This window comes from Herbaspirillum sp. B65 (genome assembly GCF_000333555.1).
Taxonomy (GTDB): Bacteria; Pseudomonadota; Gammaproteobacteria; order Burkholderiales; family Burkholderiaceae_D; genus Herbaspirillum; species Herbaspirillum rubrisubalbicans.
Genome location: NZ_BADI01000615.1, coordinates 1 through 16,085, shown reverse-complemented (window position 1 = coordinate 16,085; position 16,085 = coordinate 1). Strand labels below are relative to the sequence as shown.

The 16,085-nt window shown below is 61.5% G+C and carries 13 protein-coding genes and 2 pseudogenes; 1 reads left to right on the top strand and 14 read right to left on the bottom strand.

Features of this window, described 5'->3' with window-relative positions:
- The 10 genes and pseudogenes from hflX to ndk all read right to left on the bottom strand — a co-directional run.
- The coding region (gene hflX, locus I5W_RS14545) for a GTPase HflX (RefSeq protein WP_044529758.1) at positions 1 to 732 on the bottom strand (732 nt) is incomplete at its 3' end.
- Positions 733 to 771: 39 nt separating this feature from the next.
- Positions 772 to 1,011 carry an RNA chaperone Hfq gene (gene hfq / locus I5W_RS14540; protein WP_006463311.1) on the bottom strand — a complete coding sequence of 80 codons (240 nt, stop codon included), beginning with the start codon at positions 1,009 to 1,011 and terminating at the stop codon, positions 772 to 774.
- 140 nt (positions 1,012 to 1,151) lie between these two features.
- Positions 1,152 to 2,495 (bottom strand): ribosome biogenesis GTPase Der, encoded by a 1,344-nt coding sequence (gene der, locus I5W_RS14535; RefSeq protein ID WP_017451811.1) that lies wholly within the window; start codon positions 2,493 to 2,495, stop codon positions 1,152 to 1,154.
- A 30-nt stretch (positions 2,496 to 2,525) separates the two neighbouring features.
- Complete coding sequence (gene bamB / locus I5W_RS14530) at positions 2,526 to 3,725, bottom strand: outer membrane protein assembly factor BamB (protein ID WP_044529757.1); 1,200 nt, start codon at positions 3,723 to 3,725, stop codon at positions 2,526 to 2,528.
- A 144-nt stretch (positions 3,726 to 3,869) separates the two neighbouring features.
- Positions 3,870 to 4,514, bottom strand: coding sequence for a YfgM family protein (locus tag I5W_RS14525; protein ID WP_017451809.1), 645 nt, complete (start codon positions 4,512 to 4,514; stop codon positions 3,870 to 3,872).
- Between the two features lie 33 nt (positions 4,515 to 4,547).
- Positions 4,548 to 5,909, bottom strand: coding sequence for a histidine--tRNA ligase (hisS, locus tag I5W_RS14520; RefSeq protein ID WP_017451808.1), 1,362 nt, complete (start codon positions 5,907 to 5,909; stop codon positions 4,548 to 4,550).
- 131 nt (positions 5,910 to 6,040) lie between these two features.
- A complete protein-coding gene (gene ispG, locus I5W_RS14515; protein WP_044529756.1) occupies positions 6,041 to 7,303 on the bottom strand; it encodes a flavodoxin-dependent (E)-4-hydroxy-3-methylbut-2-enyl-diphosphate synthase in 1,263 nt (420 codons plus the stop codon).
- A 14-nt stretch (positions 7,304 to 7,317) separates the two neighbouring features.
- Complete coding sequence (locus tag I5W_RS14510; RefSeq protein ID WP_044529755.1) at positions 7,318 to 8,385, bottom strand: helix-turn-helix domain-containing protein; 1,068 nt, start codon at positions 8,383 to 8,385, stop codon at positions 7,318 to 7,320.
- A gap of 259 nt (positions 8,386 to 8,644) precedes the next feature.
- Positions 8,645 to 9,817, bottom strand: a complete 1,173-nt coding sequence (gene rlmN, locus I5W_RS14505) for a 23S rRNA (adenine(2503)-C(2))-methyltransferase RlmN (protein WP_017451805.1) — start codon at positions 9,815 to 9,817, stop codon at positions 8,645 to 8,647.
- Between the two features lie 96 nt (positions 9,818 to 9,913).
- Positions 9,914 to 10,340: pseudogene (gene ndk, locus I5W_RS14500) on the bottom strand (nucleoside-diphosphate kinase).
- A gap of 267 nt (positions 10,341 to 10,607) precedes the next feature.
- On the opposite strand from ndk, the gene I5W_RS14495 reads away from it, so the two are divergent.
- The gene (locus tag I5W_RS14495; RefSeq protein WP_017451803.1) at positions 10,608 to 11,297 is read left to right on the top strand and encodes a Bax inhibitor-1/YccA family protein; all 690 of its coding nucleotides are present in this window, start codon (positions 10,608 to 10,610) and stop codon (positions 11,295 to 11,297) included.
- Positions 11,298 to 11,383: 86 nt separating this feature from the next.
- Here I5W_RS14495 and rlmD read toward each other — a convergent pair whose 3' ends face one another.
- The 4 genes and pseudogenes from rlmD to I5W_RS14475 form a co-directional block, all read right to left on the bottom strand.
- Positions 11,384 to 12,745, bottom strand: a complete 1,362-nt coding sequence (rlmD, locus tag I5W_RS14490; RefSeq protein ID WP_044529754.1) for a 23S rRNA (uracil(1939)-C(5))-methyltransferase RlmD — start codon at positions 12,743 to 12,745, stop codon at positions 11,384 to 11,386.
- A gap of 141 nt (positions 12,746 to 12,886) precedes the next feature.
- A complete protein-coding gene (rpoS, locus tag I5W_RS14485; RefSeq protein ID WP_017451801.1) occupies positions 12,887 to 13,900 on the bottom strand; it encodes an RNA polymerase sigma factor RpoS in 1,014 nt (337 codons plus the stop codon).
- Between the two features lie 3 nt (positions 13,901 to 13,903).
- Positions 13,904 to 14,869, bottom strand: a complete 966-nt coding sequence (locus I5W_RS14480; protein ID WP_017451800.1) for a peptidoglycan DD-metalloendopeptidase family protein — start codon at positions 14,867 to 14,869, stop codon at positions 13,904 to 13,906.
- A gap of 241 nt (positions 14,870 to 15,110) precedes the next feature.
- A pseudogene (locus I5W_RS14475) lies at positions 15,111 to 16,078 on the bottom strand (protein-L-isoaspartate(D-aspartate) O-methyltransferase).
- Positions 16,079 to 16,085: the final 7 nt, after the last annotated feature.

Here is a 16,085-nt window from a genome sequence, read left to right as displayed (position 1 = left end):
GACGTATCGAGATCCCACATGCCCCACTTCGCCCAGGTAGACCCGCCGCGAGGTGGTATCCAGCGTGGCAAAGAGCTGGTTGGCGGCATACACGCCGGCCTTGGCCAGCGCGTTGAAGATGGTTGACTTGCCGGCGTTGGTATACCCCACCAGCGAGACCGAGAAGGTCTCGTTGCGCCCCCGCGCACGGCGCTGCGTGGCATGTTGCCGGCGCAGCTTGGCCAGCACTGCGCGCAGTGCCTTGACGCGCTCGCCCAGCAGGCGACGGTCGGTTTCGAGCTGGGTTTCACCGGGACCGCGCAGGCCGATACCACCCTTCTGGCGCTCCAAGTGCGTCCAGCCGCGGATGAGGCGAGTCGACAAGTGCTGCAACTGGGCCAGTTCGACTTGCACCTTGCCCTCGTGGCTCTTGGCGCGTTGCGCGAAGATATCGAGGATCAGGCTGGTACGGTCGAGCACGCGCACCTTCAGCACCCGCTCCAGGTTACGTTGCTGGGCCGGCGAAAGGGCGTGATTGAAAATGACCAGTTCGAGCTGGAGATCGGCAACGGCATCGGCGACTTCCTGTGCCTTGCCGGTACCAACGAAGAGAGCGGCATCAGGACTGGCACGACGACCGGTGATGGTGATCACCGGTTCCGCACCAGCCGATTTTGCCAACAGGAAGAGCTCATCCAGACTTGCGGCGAAATCGTTCTTGCCGAAGTCCAGGCCGACTAACGCGGCACGCATGTCAGAATGCCCACGGCGTCAAGCCGGCCAGGTAGACCATTATTCGTCGGACGAGGATTCGAGACTGAGGTTGACCGCACGTGCAGGCACGACGGTAGAGATGGCGTGTTTGTAAACCATTTGCGTAACGGTGTTACGCAGCAGGACCACGTATTGATCGAAAGATTCCACATGGCCTTGCAGCTTGATGCCGTTGACCAGATAGATAGAGACGGGAACGTGCTCTTTTCTCAATGCGTTCAGGAATGGGTCTTGTAACAATTGCCCTTTGTTGCTCATGGCAGCTCCACGGTGTTGTTGTGATTAGGACTTGGAGGCACTTCAAGGAATATCAAGTGCTTTACCAACTTTATGCTATTCAATTTAAACGATTTTCGCTCCAACGCCAAAAAACATTGATCGAATAGCAGGATTTACGATTATTTTTCCTGCCGGATGAAAGGATTCTTGCCCGACTTGAACTCGATACGCAGTGGAGTGCCCACCAGGGAGAAAGTTTCCCGGAAGTGCTTTTCCAGATAGCGCTTGTAGTTGTCGTCGATGGCTTCCAGGGCATTGCCGTGGATCACCACCACCGGCGGATTCTGGCCGCCCTGGTGCGCATAGCGCAGCTTGGGACGAATCGAACCCTTGCGGCGCGGCTGCTGATGCTCCAGCGCCTCTTCCAGCGCCCGCGTCAGGCGCGGCGTGCTCAGCTTGGCCATGGCGGCAGCGTAGGCCGAGTCGATGGACTTCATCAACGGGCCGATGCCGGTGGACTTCAGGGCGGAGATAAAGTGGAACTTGGCGAAGGAAAGGAAATTCAGTTTGCGCTCCAGATCCATCTTGATCTGGTTGCGCTGGTCGCTTTCCATGCCATCCCATTTGTTCACACCCACCACCAGCGCCCTGCCCGACTCCAGCACGAAACCGGCGATGTGGGCATCCTGCTCGGAAATATCCTGCTGGGCATCCAGCAGCAGCAGCACGACGTTAGCATCTGAAATCGATTTCAGGGTCTTGACCACGGAAAACTTCTCGATGGCCTCGAATACCTTGCCGCGACGGCGGATGCCGGCGGTATCGATCAGGGTGTAATGGCGGCCTTCGCGCTCGAACGGAATTTCAATCGAGTCGCGCGTGGTGCCGGGCATGTCGAAGGCGATCACGCGCTCTTCGCCCAGCAAAGTATTGACCAGGGTCGACTTGCCCACGTTGGGACGACCGACGATGGCAATCTTGGTACCGCGCACGGCCGGCTCTTCCGGCTCGGGCTCCTGGGCACGTTCGGCCTCGACCATGTCCAGCGCTTCCTGCACCAGATCGGCCACGCCATCGCCGTGGGCGGCGGAGATCACGTAGGGATCGCCCATGCCCAGCTCGTAGAAGTCGGCGGTGACCGAGGTGTACTTCATGCCTTCGGACTTGTTGACCACCAGCAGCACGGAACGACCGCACTTGCGCAGGAAGTCGGTGATGGTCTTGTCGTGCGGCGTCAATCCCTGGCGGCCATCGACGATGAACACCACAATATCGGCCTCGACCACTGCCTGCTTGGTCTGCTTGGCCATCTCATACATGATCCCGTCCTTGGCCACGGGTTCGAAGCCACCGGTATCGATCACCAGGAACGGACGTTCGCCGACCCGGCCTTCGCCGTAGTGACGATCGCGCGTCAGGCCGGGCAGGTCCGCCACCAGCGCATCGCGGCTGCGGGTGAGCCTGTTGAACAACGTCGATTTGCCGACGTTGGGACGGCCTACAAGTGCAATTACCGGTTTCATTTCTTTTCTTGGGGGTCGTTCGTCACTGGCTTACTCAGCAGCGACGGCGACCACGGTTCCTGATTTGGTTTGGAAAACGACAGACGATCCGGTCGAGACCGGCGGCGCCTGGATGGCACTGCCATCGGTGGCCAGACGGGCCACGAAGGCACCATCTTCACGCGACAGGAAGTGAATATAACCCTGGAAGTCGCCCACGGCCACTGCCTTGCCGATGGCAATCGGGGCCGACAGCACGCGATTCTTCAGACGGTCGTTGCGCCAGATGACAGCGCCGGTGTCACGCGCAAACTCGGTGACGGTACCGCCGACATCGGCAGCATAGACGTAGGCATCATCCAGATTGACGCCGACATCGCTGGAAAACTCCTTGAGCCAGCGCACATTGCCATTGAGCAAGTCAAAGCAACCGATACGCCCCTGGTAGGAAGCCGCGCAGATGTCGCTCGCGCCCAGGGCCGGCATCCCCGACACGTCGGAGATGCGCTCCAGCTCGGTAGTGCCGCGCGGGTCACCGACCGGGATTTCCCAGCGCGGGCCGCCATTGTTCAGTGCCAGGGCCGACAGACGACCACCCGGCAGGGCCACGAAGGCGGTCTGCACGCCGATGGCGATGCCCGGCGCATTGCGCAGGGTCAGCGAAGGCAGGTTGCGCTGGACCATCCAGCGCTGGCTGCCGCTGTCGGCGTCATAGGCGGTGACGCGGTTGTCGATGCTGCGAATGACCACCAAGCCTTCACCCACGGCCGGTGCCGACAGCACTTCGCTGGGCGCCTGGGCAGTCCAGGTCGGCTTGCCGGAAGCGGCATCGAAAGCCTGGATACGGCCCTTCTCGCCCACCACCACGACCGTGCTGCCATCGGTACCGACGCCGGCCGTCAGGTCACCCTCGGCGCGGCTGCGCCACAGGGTCTGGCCGTTCTGGGCATTGATGCGCACCACGGTGCCATCGTTGGCGGCGGCGAAGACGCTGCCGGAGGCAAAGGCCGGGCTGAACTGGTAGCTGCCGGCCTTGCCGACGGCCACTGTCCAGGCGGCCTGGGCGCGCATCTTCTGGGTGAATTCGACCAGCGGTGCCGGCGGATTGGGATCCTTCTTGCTGGAGAACAGCGAGCAACCGGACAGGGCGACCACGGCGGCAATGGCGGCCATGTTCAGCGCCAGCTTGCCGGCGCGGCGGGAACGAGCAAAGGATGTTGCCTGGGCAGCAGTGGCTGTCACACTACGCATATTCTGTTTCCTCTCAGCGATGGATGGATTCGCACTGGGATTGCGGTTCAATGGCTGGGCTGCGTGGGCAACCCGTCGGGCAGGCGGTCCGCCGCAGCGGACCTGGGTCCCGGAAGTTCAGTAGCTCAATAGCTCAATAGAAGCTCAGGCCTTGGGTGCTTCGCCGCCGATGGCGTCCAGCTTGATCTGGATGAGCTGACGACCCGGATCCTTGGCATCGCTCTTTTCCAGCGCCAGCTTGTAGGCGGTACGGGCTTCATCACGCTTGCCCTGCGCCAGCAGGACGTCGCCCTTGCGGTCGGCGATAGCGCCGGCGAACTGGGCTGGATAGTCACCAGCCAAGACCTTCAACGCTTCGTCATAGGACTTGGTGTCGAGCAATACACCGGCCAGGCGTACGGCGGCGATGGCCTTGTATTCCTTGCCACGACCATGGTCGATCACCCATTGCAACTGCTTCTTGGCAGTCTCGTTGTCGTTGGCATCGAAGGCCGACTTGGCCGCCACCAGCGCGCTCATCTCGGCGTAGGCGGTGCCGCTGAACTTGTCCTGGATGTCGGTGGCAGCGCGCTGCACCTTGGCATTGTCCTTGGCGGCCAGGGCCTTCTGCTGCTCTTCGTAGAGTACCGAGGCTTGCGCCGACTGGCGGCCCTGGTAGGTGTTCCAGCCGGTCCAGGCAGCGTAACCGGCCAGGGCGATGATCAGGGCCCAGGTCACCAGGTTGCCGTACTTTGCCCACCAGGCCTTGATGGAATCAAGCTGTTCTTGTTCTTCGAGATCGTATGCCATGTAACTCAGCGATTAGGTAAAGTTGACGGGTCTTCAGGGGTGGTAGTGCACGTGATCGTGGTCATGATCATGGTCGTGATCGCCCACGATCTGCTCCACGATATAGTCGACCACACCATCGAAGGCCATGTTGCTCTGGTTGGCGCGGCCTTCTTCGGCGTTGCCTTCGCGCAGATGCTTGACGGTGGCGGTGGCGGCCTTGAGTTCATCCTCACCGATGATCACGGCGAAGGCAGCACCACTGGCGTCGGCGCGTTTCATCTGCGCCTTGAACGAACCACCGCCATTCGACGATGCGCAATGTAGCACAACATCGAGCCCGGCAGTCCGCAAACGTTCAGCCAGGACGAAAGATTGCAGTTGGGCATCCTCGCCCTGGTGGACCAGGTAGACGTCGCACTGGTTGGGCGCGTACTGCTCGCCATTGGCCTTCATCAGCTCCAGCAGGCGCTCCACGCCCATGGCGAAACCGCAGGCCGGAGTCGGCTTGCCGCCGAACATCTCGATGAGCGGATCGTAGCGACCACCACCGCAGACCGTGCCCTGCGAGCCGAGCTGGTCGGTGACCCACTCGAACACGGTGCGGTTGTAGTAGTCCATGCCACGCACCAGGCGCGGGTTGATGGTGAAGGGAATGTTGTTGTGGCGCAGGATCTTCTGCACGCCTTCGAAGTGCGCGCGCGATTCTTCACCCAGGTAATCCAGCAGCTTGGGAGCGGCGTTCACCATCTCCTGCATGGAAGGATTCTTCGTATCGAGGATGCGCAGCGGGTTGGCGTGCAGGCGGCGCTGGGCGTCGGTGTCCAGCAGCTCCTTGTGCTGCTCGAAGTAGGCAATCAGGTCGGCGCGGTGCTTGTTGCGCTCTTCCGCATTGCCGATGGAGTTCAGTTCCAGGCGGATGTCGGACAGGCCCAGGTCATCCCACAGGCGCTGGCACATCATGATCAGTTCAGCATCGATGTCCGGGCCGCTGAAGCCCACGGCTTCGGCACCGACCTGGTGGAACTGGCGGTAACGGCCGCGCTGCGGACGTTCGTGGCGGAACATCGGGCCGACATACCACAGGCGCTTGGGGCCGTCGTAGGTCAGGTTGTGTTCGAGGGCTGCGCGCACCACGCCGGCGGTGTTTTCCGGACGCAGGGTCAGGTTGTCGCCGTTCATGGAATCGGTGAAGGAATACATCTCCTTCTCGACGATGTCGGTCACCTCGCCCAGCCCGCGCGCGAACAACGCGGTCGGCTCGACGATGGGGGTGCGGATCTGCTGGAAACCGTAGCTCTTGAGCACCGATTGCACGGTGTTTTCGAACAGTTCCCACAGCGGGGCGTCGGCCGGCAGGATGTCATTCATGCCTTTGACGCCAACGATTTTTTCGACTTTCTTTTGTTCTGACATACCGAATACCGGAGAGTGTTGTCTTTTACTTCATTTCTGAAATCTGGAATATGACGCACCTTTCGTGCGATATACCAGCGCAAGTGTACTGCATGGCCCGCAACGCCCTACTTTGGCGGGCCACACGGCCATCAGGCATGGCTGCCCTGACCGTAATGCGATTGAACGTATTCCAGCACCACGTTCTGGAATTCCTCGGCGATGCGCTCGCCACGTAGAGTCATCTTCTTTTCGCCATCGATGAACACCGGCGCGGCCGGCGACTCGCCGGTACCGGGCAGGCTGATGCCGATGTTGGCGTGCTTGGATTCACCAGGACCATTGACAATGCACCCCATCACGGCCACGTTCATGGCTTCCACGCCGGGATACTTGCCCTTCCACACCGGCATCTGCTCGCGCAGGAAGGTCTGGATCTTGTCGGCCAGGTCCTGGAAGACAGTGGAAGTGGTGCGACCGCAACCCGGACAGGCGATCACCATCGGGGTGAACTTGCGCAAGCCCATGGTCTGCAGGATTTCCTGCCCGACCACCACTTCCTTGGTACGGTCGCCGCCCGGCTCAGGGGTGAGCGAAATGCGGATGGTGTCACCAATGCCTTCCTGCAGCAGCACCGACAGCGCCGCCGTGGAGGCCACGATGCCCTTGCTGCCCATGCCGGCCTCGGTCAGGCCCAAGTGCAGCGGGTAATCGCAACGACGCGCCAGCTCACGGTACACCGCGATCAGGTCCTGCACGCCGGAGACCTTGCAGGACAGAATGATCTTGTCGCCCGCCATGCCCAGTTCTTCAGCGCGTTGGGCATTCTCGATGGCCGAGGTGACCAAAGCTTCATACATCACCGCCTGGGCCGACCATGGCTCGGCGCGACCGGCATTCTCATCCATGATGCGCGCCAGCAGGGCTTGATCCAGGCTACCCCAGTTCACGCCGATGCGCACCGGCTTGTCGTACTTGCAGGCCACTTCGATCATCTGCGCGAACTGGGTATCGCGCTTGGCGCCCTTACCCACGTTGCCGGGGTTGATGCGGTACTTGGAGAGCGCCTGGGCGCACTCCGGATACTCGGTCAACAGCGTGTGGCCGTTGTAGTGGAAATCGCCCACCAGCGGCACATCCACGCCCATGCGGTCGAGCTGCTCGCGAATGGCCGGCACTGCTGCCGCCGCCTCGGGCGTATTGACGGTCAGACGCACCACTTCGGAGCCGGCGCGGGCCAGGTCCTTGATCTGGATCGCCGTCCCGATGGCATCAGCCGTATCGGTGTTGGTCATGGATTGCACCATCACCGGTGCGCCGCCGCCAACGATAATCTCGCGCGCCCCGTGGCTGATGACCACGCGGCGGCTGTTGCGGCGGGCCAGCGGCCCGGAGGCGATCGGGGAGGAAGACATGATGGACAGTCGCTTCAGTTCAGGTTCAGGCGCGCAACATTGCTGCCGCCCGGAGTTTTCAGATCTAACGGCTGACCGCGCAGGGTGGCATCCACCCCGGCGGCATTGCCGATGATGAGCGTCGTGGCATCGGAGACATCGAAGGTCTCGGTGGTTCCCGCCTTCAACAGGCGCGAGATGATCGTGCTCTTGTCGGCGCGACGGATTTCCACCCACGAATCCTCACGGAAGGTCAGACGCAGCAAATCCTTGCTGTTGACGATGTTCAGCCCGCTAGGCACCGTAGTGGAAGCCATGGGCGTGGACGATGCTGCCGGGGAAGTCGGCGCTACCGCTGCCGGGCTTGCCGTCGATGCCGGCTCGCTGGCGGCTGGGGCGGCAGCCGGTGCCGGCTGGGCCGCTACCGGCGCCGGCGCTTCGGGCGCGGGGGCTGGCTGCGTGGCGGATGCCTCAGCAGGGGTCGGAGTAATCGTCTCTACGCGGGCATTGACTGGCGTGTCATTGGATGCGACTTCCACGCCTTGGGTCACCTCTGTCGTTTCCGGTGCGGTCGAGGTTTCGCTGTGGTGTGCCTTCAACCAGGCCAGTTGCGGCACATTGCCCCCCAATTCGGTCCAACGCACGGCGGCCGCCCCGGCGACCACGGCCAGCACGGCCACGCCTGCCAGGATGGGCAGCACCGAGCTGTTGCCGCGCGTACTCATCATCATGGCCGGCAGCGGACCTTCCGAGAATGGCGTGGACAGCGAATGCTGGGGCACGATGTGATCGCGCTGCTGCACCGCGGTTTCCTGCGGCATGGCAGCTGCCAGTGCATGGGCATCCAAGCCCAACACCTTGGCATAGCTGCGCACGAATCCGCGCGCCACCGCCAGGCCCGGCAAGGCCGCGTAATTGTCGGCCTCAATGGCCTGGATCTGGCGCGGGGCCAATTTCACCAGGCTGGCCACCTGCTCCACCGACCAACCCTTCTTTTGCCGCGCCGACGCCAGCACGGCGCCGGGCAAGATGGCAGCCTGGGACGGTTGACCTACATCTTGCGGTTGCTGCGACGACATTTCGTTCATTTGTTGATCACTCATCAAATGCTCCACATGGAAAAGCTTTTTTTAGCCGGCCCTGGCCGGATTCTTCTGGAGCGTCCCTGCGCAGCCTGCGCCGCGTCCCTCCGGGGAAATTCGACAACTTCAGCAAAAACACAAAAAGGACGTTCGATGACTGCGCCCCAGCGCAACATCGACGCCCCTGTACTGCATTCTCTAAAAACCGCTGCCAGCTTCCTCGCCTTGACGACCAAGGCCGGCGCGACATGTTCAGCAAAGGCATCACACCTGCTTGCCGTCACCCGGAGATCTCCACGATGCGGCCAAAATCCTTGCCGAACTTGCTCTGGTACTCAGCCATCTTCTGCATCCGCTCCTGCACCCGGGTGCGGTCCTTGACCTCGCCGGCCAACTGTCCACAGGCGGCGTCGATATCGTCGCCGCGCGTCTTGCGGATGGTGGTGACGATGCCGGCATCCATCAGGATCTGCGCAAACGCCTTGATGCGCGGATTATGAGATCGCTTCAAGCCCGACTCGGGGAAAGGATTGAAGGGAATCAGGTTGAACTTGCAGGGGATGGCGGTCTCACCTTCCTTCACCAGCGCCACCAGTTCACGGGCGTGAGTATCGGTGTCATTGACGCCATCGAGCATACAGTACTCGAAAGTAATGAAGTCACGCGGCGCGAATTCCAGATAGCGCTTGCAGGCCAGCATCAGCTCGCGCAGCGGATGCTTGCGGTTCAGCGGGATGAGCGAATCGCGCAGCGCATCGTTGGAGGCGTGCAGCGAGACGGCCAGGGCCACCGGGCATTCCTGGGACAGCTTGTCGATCATCGGCACCACGCCGCTGGTAGACAGCGTCACGCGGCGGCGCGACAGGCCGTAGGCATTGTCGTCCAACATCAGGCGCAAGGCGGTCACGGTCGGCTCGAAGTTGAGCAGCGGCTCGCCCATGCCCATCATCACCACGTTGGTGATCTGGCGCTCGCCCTTGGGGCCAGCCTCGATGCCCTTGGTCTTGCGTAATTCGAATTCCGCCATCCACAGTTGGCCAATGATCTCGGCCACGGTCAGATTGCGGTTGAAGCCTTGCTTGCCGGTCGAGCAGAAGCGGCAATTCACGGCACAGCCCGCCTGCGTCGAAACACACAACGTGCCGCGATTTTCTTCAGGGATGAACACGGTTTCCACCGCATTGCCCTGGCCCACGTCGACCAGCCACTTGCGCGTGCCGTCGGTGGAGGTATGGTCGCTGATGATGGCCGGCGCGCGAACTTCGGCGCGGGTCTTCAGCTTGTCGCGCAGCGACTTGGCCAGATCGGTCATCTGATCGAAATCAGCGACACCGAACTGGTGTATCCAACGCTGTAACTGCTTTGCACGAAACGGCTTCTCACCCAACTCGCCGCAATAGGCGACGAGTTGCGCGGGATCCATATCCAGCAGATTGGTGAGAGCTGTAGTCATGATGCTTGCGGTCGGGAGCGAGGCAGAAAGACGCTGCAGGAATTGCAACACCGGTTTCGGCCCCGATCCGGAAGACCGATGAAAAACGGGAACAGATTAACGCGAATAAACGTTCAGTGCCGGGAAGAAGTAGGCGATTTCGCCCTTGGCGGTTTCTTCAGCGTCCGAACCGTGCACGGCGTTGGCGTCGATGGAGTCGGCGAAGTCGGCGCGGATGGTGCCCTTTTCAGCCTTCTTCGGATCGGTCGCGCCCATCAGGTCGCGGTTCTTCAGGATGGCGCCTTCGCCTTCCAGCACCTGGATCATCACCGGGGCCGGAAACCATGAAGTCGACCAGATCCTTGAAGAAGGGACGCTCGCGGTGCACGGCGTAGAAGCCTTCCGCTTCAGCACGGGACAGTTGTGCCATGCGGGCAGCAACGATCTTCAGGCCAGCGTTTTCGAAACGGGTATAGATCTGACCGATCACGTTCTTGGCGACGGCGTCAGGCTTGATGATCGACAGGGTGCGTTCAATTGCCATGAGAAAAACTCCAATAAAAAGAATGGCTTAAAGCCAAGAATTGATAATTCAATGAACCTTGTATTTTAGCATGAAACCATCAAATATCATCTCAATTCACCTCCTTTGACGCCGCACGTCCTCATTCGGACGAGCTGCGGTCCAATCGGGTCGCGGTGCCAGCCTCACATAATCAGCGCACATCTCGAACCATAGCGAGGGAAGACTTGTCTTAACAATGAGCCGTCGTGCTATTCTCTGGCTCGCATTCATCGCTTCGGAGGACATATGAACCAACTGGACACGACCTTCGGCCACTCGACCACGAGCCTGGCCTCCCGCAACCGCGTACTGCGCAACACCTACTGGCTGCTGGCGCTGTCGATGGTCCCCACCGTACTGGGCGCCTGGCTTGGCGTGCAGATGCATTTCAGCCTTTTCGCTGCCAGCCCAATGATCGGCTTCGTGCTGTTCCTGGCAATCGCCTTCGGCTTCTTCTTTGCCATCGAAAAGACCAAGAATTCCGGCTGGGGCGTGGCCTTCCTGCTGGGCTTCACCTTCTTCATGGGGCTGATGCTGTCGCGCCTGATCGAGTACACGCTGGGCTTTTCCAACGGCGCCGGCCTCATCATGACGGCCTTTGGCGGCACCGCCATCATCTTCTGCGGCATGGCCACCATCGCCACCGTCTCCAAGCGTGACTTCTCCGGCATGGGCAAGTGGCTCTTCGCAGGCGTACTGGTGATTCTGGTGGCTTCGCTGGCCAACATTTTCCTTCACCTGCCGGCACTGCAACTGACCATTTCGGTTGTGGCCATCGCCATTTTCTCGGCCTACATCTTGTTTGACGTGCAACAGGTGGTCAACGGCGGCGAAACCAACTACATCTCTGCGACCCTGTCGATCTACCTGGACGTCTACAACGTCTTCGCCAACCTGCTGTCCATCCTGGGCATCCTGGGCGGCAACCGCGACTGATGCAAATCTGACATGTAAGTCCGATTGCTTCATGAGCAACAAAAAAGCCGGCGCAAGCCGGCTTTTTCACGTCTGGTCGTGCCGGATCACTGCGGCAAGTCGAACACCGCGATCGATTCGACGTGCGCCGTGTGCGGGAACATGTTAACCACGCCCGCATACTTGAGCGCATAGCCGCCCAGATGCACCAACATCCCGGCATCGCGCGCCAGGGTGGCCGGATTGCAGGAGACATACACGATGCGCCTGGGCTTGAGGTGCTGCTGCTCGGGCGGCAGCTCCACCAAGGCCTTGCAGACTTCCATGGCGCCTTCGCGCGGCGGATCGATCAACATGCGGTCGAACTTGCCCAGCGCCACGAAATCCTCGGACTTGGCTTCGAACAGGTTGCGGCAGTAGAAGCTGGTCTTGGCATCCACGCCATTGACCTTGGCATTTTCCAGCGCGCGCTCGGTCAAGGCCGTGCTCCCCTCGATTCCCACGACTTCCCGCGCCAGCGTAGCGATGGGCAAGGTGAAATTGCCCAGGCCACAGAACAGGTCGGCCACGCGGTCTTGCGGCTGCACATCCAGCAGCCGCAGCGCGCGCGCCACCAACACGCGGTTGATCTGGTGATTGACCTGGGTGAAGTCGGTCGGTTTGAAAGGCATACGGATGCCGAATTCAGGCAGCGTGTACTGCAGGCGCGATTCGGCCGGGTAGTAAGGGGCTGCGGTATCGGGGCCCTTGGTCTGCAACCACCACTCGATCCCGCGCTCATCGGCGAAGCTCTTGAGCAAGGCTTCATCAGCAGGCGATAGCGCCTCCATGATGCGCAGGACCAGCACGGTGACCTTGTTGCCATCATCGCCCTCGCCCACGGCCAACTCGATCTGCGGCATCCTGTCACGGATCGACAAGGCGGCCACCAGTTCACGCAACGGCACCAGCATGGCCGACACATTAGGCGGCAGAATTTCACAAGTCTTCATATCGGCAATGAAGGAAGAGCGCTTTTCGTGGAAACCGACCAGCACCCCGCCCTTCTTGGCCACATGCCGCACCGAGATGCGCGCGCGGTAGCGATAACCCCAGGTGGGACCATAGATCGGGCGCAACATCACCTCGGCCTTGGTCTTGCCCAGGTGCCAGAGATTGTCTTCCAGCACGCGCTGCTTCATGGCAACCTGGGCCGAAGGCTCCAGGTGCTGCATGGCGCAACCGCCGCAGGTGCCGAAATAATCACACTTTGGCTTCACGCGCAGTGAAGATTCGTGATGCAGCGTAGTCATCACACCGGCTTCCCACTTGGGTTTCTTGCGATAGGACGCGAAACTGACGCGCTCGCCGGGCAGCGCGCCTTCGACGAAGATAACCTTGCCTTGCGTGCCATCCTCGTTCTCGAGGTGACCGACGCCGCGCCCATCCATGTCGAGCGACTTGATTTCAATGATGATGTCTTGTTGCATGAGGGAAACCACAGGTGGGACCGAGGTCCACTGCCGAAAACAAAAGCGGTATTGTCCGCGATCCGGGACCGAGAGGGAAGCACGAAGCACGTCCGGTCCACCCCAGACGAAAAAAATCCGCGGAAATGTTTGTGCAGGTCGCTAGAATAGGGCGTCGCGCCCCACACCACGCGAGGCCAATAGGCGTTTGAGCTTGACCAGCGCCTCCTGCTGCACCTGGCGCACGCGCTCGCGGGTGATACCCATCTCGCCGGCCAGTTGCTCCAGTGTCGATGGATCATCGTTATCCAGCCCGAAACGGCGGGCTACCACCACCCTTTGCTTTTCGGACAGGCTTTTCAGCCATTCCCGGATCAGCACTGCCATCTCCTGGCTCTCGGCACGGGTGTCGGGATGTTCTTCCACGGCGCTGGGCAGCAGATCCATCAAGCTGGCCTGAGGATCGTTGTCCAGCGGGGTATCGAGCGAGGCCGCGTGTTCGGACAAGGCCAACACATCCTGCACCTCCTCCACCGGGCGATCGACCAGGTGAGCGATATCCTCGGCACTGGCGTCGCGACCGTCACGTTGCTGGGCTTCAAGGTGATATTTTGCGCGCAGGATCTGGTTCAGTTCGCGCACCATATGGACCGGCAGGCGCACGGTACGCGCCTGGTTCATGATGGCGCGCTCGATGCTCTGGCGTATCCACCAGGTGGCGTAGGTGGAGAAGCGGAAACCCCGCTCCGGCTCGAACTTGTCGATGGCGCGCATGAGCCCCAGGTTGCCTTCCTCGATCAGGTCCAGCAGGGCCACGCCGCGATTGATGTAGTGCTTGGCGATCGACACCACCAGTCGTAGGTTGTGCTCGATCATCTTCTGGCGCGCAACGAATTCGCCGGCCTTGGCCTGGGTAGCGAAATGCAGCTCTTCGGCCGCCGTCAGCAGCGGCTTGGCGCCAATCTTGTTGAGATAGTGCTGGGTGGTATCGGTGGAGAGTTCGGCGGCCAGCACCTTCTTGAGTTCATCCACCCCTTCGGCGGGCGCCACCTCCTGGGGTTCGCCGGTCGCTTCGCCGTCGATCACTGCCGGTTCATCGATCTCATCAATGGGATCGTCCATATCCTCTTCGCGAGGGTCCTGGTCTGGCAAGTGATCGCGGCGATTGCTTGTCATACGCTAGCGTGGTGGTAAGTATTTGGAAGGATCAACGGGCTTGCCCTGTTGACGGATCTCGAAGTGAAGCTTGACGCTGTCGCTGTCGGATTTACCCATTTCAGCGATCTTTTGTCCCTTGGTCACACTTTGACCTTCCTTGACCAGGATGGTCTTGTTGTGGGCATAGGCCGACAGCAAGTTGTTGGTGTGCTTGATGATCACCAGATTGCCATAGCCACGGATGCCACTGCCGGCATACATGACCTTGCCGCTGGCAGCGGCCAACACAGCCTGACCATCCTTGCCGGCGATATCCACCCCCTTCTTGCCACCCTCGAAGGTACCAACCACCTTGCCTTCGGCCGGCCACATCCAGGACACGCCGTCATCCTCGCCCGAAGCCGCCGGTTGGCTGGCCGCTGCCGGCTTTTCCGCCGCATGGGATGGCTCTGACTTGGCCGCAGGGGCCGGAGCTGCCGCTGCCTCCGGCTTTTCCAGTTCCGCCAGGGCACTTTCCGAATAGGCCCGCTTGTCACCACGCGGACCGGTCTTGTTGCTTCCCGAGGCCATCGGCGCGGCCGCCGGCGCCGCCGCACCCGGGGCACCCAGCGGCTTGACGTCCAGGCCTGCGCCTGGAGTGGCCACCACCGCAGCAGTCTGCGCCGGACCCACGCGATCTGGCGGTGCGACGCGCAACACCTGGTCGACCTTGATGTCATTCGGATTGGTCAGGTTGTTCCAGGCGACGATGTCGCGCCAGTTCTGACCGACGTCCAGGGCGATGCGATACAGGGTATCGCCCTTCTTGACCGTGTAATAACCGCGTCCCGAGGGAACCGGCGCAGCGGGTGCGGCAGCAGTGTCGACCGGCTTGACGGTGCTGGTGGTGCGCTCCACGACGGGCGCCGGCTGCTGATTCGGTGTCGAGCCGCAAGCGGCCAGCAAACTGACGACACTGCACAATACAGCCAAACGAATTTTCTTCATGCTCTTACGTTAGATTTTGTACGACGCTAGTTGACCCGCAGCCAGCGCCAGAAGTTCATCAGGGAAATGCGGCCCCCATGGCTACCCATCCGCTCGTTTCATCGACCCGCGGCTTGGTTGCTTGTGCTTGTTGCCGCCCGTTCCCTGTTTCGATGATGCCTGGCGGACCTGATATCCGCCCATGCTGTTCATTGCGTTGCTGCACTTGCTATCTCACGCTGTCGCGCCCGGTCACGCTGCCCTACACCGTCCCCGGCCGCAATGGCACGAAATGACATTGTTCCAAGGTAGTACGACGCCAGTCGCGCTGGCCGACCCGCTCGATCAATTCCAGTACTTGCTGGCGTTCGCCCACCGGCGCCACCAGCCTGCCGCCGATGGCCAACTGCTCCAGCAGGGCCTGCGGCACTTCCAGTCCGGCCGCGGCCAGGATGATGCCATCGAAGGGCGCAACTGCGGCAAGCCAAGCATACCATCTCCGTAATGCAAGCGGATATTTGCCACCCGCAATGGACGCAGATTGGTCTTGGCCAACTCATGCAGGGGCTTGATGCGCTCGATGGAATAGACTTCGCCGGCCACCCGCGACAGTACGGCGGCCTGGTAGCCGCAGCCGGTGCCGATTTCCAATACCCGTTCCAGCCGGCCACCGTGGCGGTTCTGGCGCATCAACTCAATCATGCGCGCCACGATATAGGGCTGGGAAATGGTCTGATGGTGGCCGATGGGAAGCGAGGCATCGATATAGGCTTGGCTGGCCAGCCCGGGCTCGACAAACATGTGGCGCGGCACTGCCTCCAGCGCCGCCAGCACCTTGGCATCGGTCACGCCCTGCTTGGCCACACGCGCCACCATGGCCTTGCGCACCGCTTCGGAAGCCAGCGGCGAGGCATGATGGGAGGCATTGGTCTGGGTCACCGTCATGACGTTCTTGACGGCGGTACGCGGTACGGGGGCAGCGCTCAACAAGGGCTGGGCCGGCGCCAGCGGAGCCCGCGGCGGTGCCGGTGGCGGCCGCAAGGCCTGGGCCAGACCCTGCTGCACCGGCTTCAAGGCTGCCCGCTGCGAAGACTGGGCGGCATTCTTGGCCGCCGTCTGGGTGGTAGCCTGAGGGCGGCCAGGCGCATCCCGTCCGGCGTTGGCGGTCTTTTTCTTGTCGACCACCGAGGACAGGCTCAGCGGAAAGCGGCTGGGCTTTCGTTCATGCAGCGCTTCT

Excerpts from the sequence above, each read along its gene's own strand:
- hfq (WP_006463311.1), bottom strand. The coding sequence starts at position 1,011 with ATGAGCAACAAAGGGCAATTGTTACAAGACCCATTCCTGAACGCATTG.
- der (WP_017451811.1), bottom strand. The coding sequence starts at position 2,495 with ATGAAACCGGTAATTGCACTTGTAGGCCGTCCCAACGTCGGCAAATCG.
- bamB (WP_044529757.1), bottom strand. The coding sequence starts at position 3,725 with ATGCGTAGTGTGACAGCCACTGCTGCCCAGGCAACATCCTTTGCTCGT.
- I5W_RS14525 (WP_017451809.1), bottom strand. The coding sequence starts at position 4,514 with ATGGCATACGATCTCGAAGAACAAGAACAGCTTGATTCCATCAAGGCC.
- hisS (WP_017451808.1), bottom strand. The coding sequence starts at position 5,909 with ATGTCAGAACAAAAGAAAGTCGAAAAAATCGTTGGCGTCAAAGGCATG.
- ispG (WP_044529756.1), bottom strand. The coding sequence starts at position 7,303 with ATGTCTTCCTCCCCGATCGCCTCCGGGCCGCTGGCCCGCCGCAACAGC.
- I5W_RS14510 (WP_044529755.1), bottom strand. The coding sequence starts at position 8,385 with ATGAGTGATCAACAAATGAACGAAATGTCGTCGCAGCAACCGCAAGAT.
- rlmN (WP_017451805.1), bottom strand. The coding sequence starts at position 9,817 with ATGACTACAGCTCTCACCAATCTGCTGGATATGGATCCCGCGCAACTC.
- I5W_RS14495 (WP_017451803.1), top strand. The coding sequence starts at position 10,608 with ATGAACCAACTGGACACGACCTTCGGCCACTCGACCACGAGCCTGGCC.
- rlmD (WP_044529754.1), bottom strand. The coding sequence starts at position 12,745 with ATGCAACAAGACATCATCATTGAAATCAAGTCGCTCGACATGGATGGG.
- rpoS (WP_017451801.1), bottom strand. The coding sequence starts at position 13,900 with ATGACAAGCAATCGCCGCGATCACTTGCCAGACCAGGACCCTCGCGAA.
- I5W_RS14480 (WP_017451800.1), bottom strand. The coding sequence starts at position 14,869 with ATGAAGAAAATTCGTTTGGCTGTATTGTGCAGTGTCGTCAGTTTGCTG.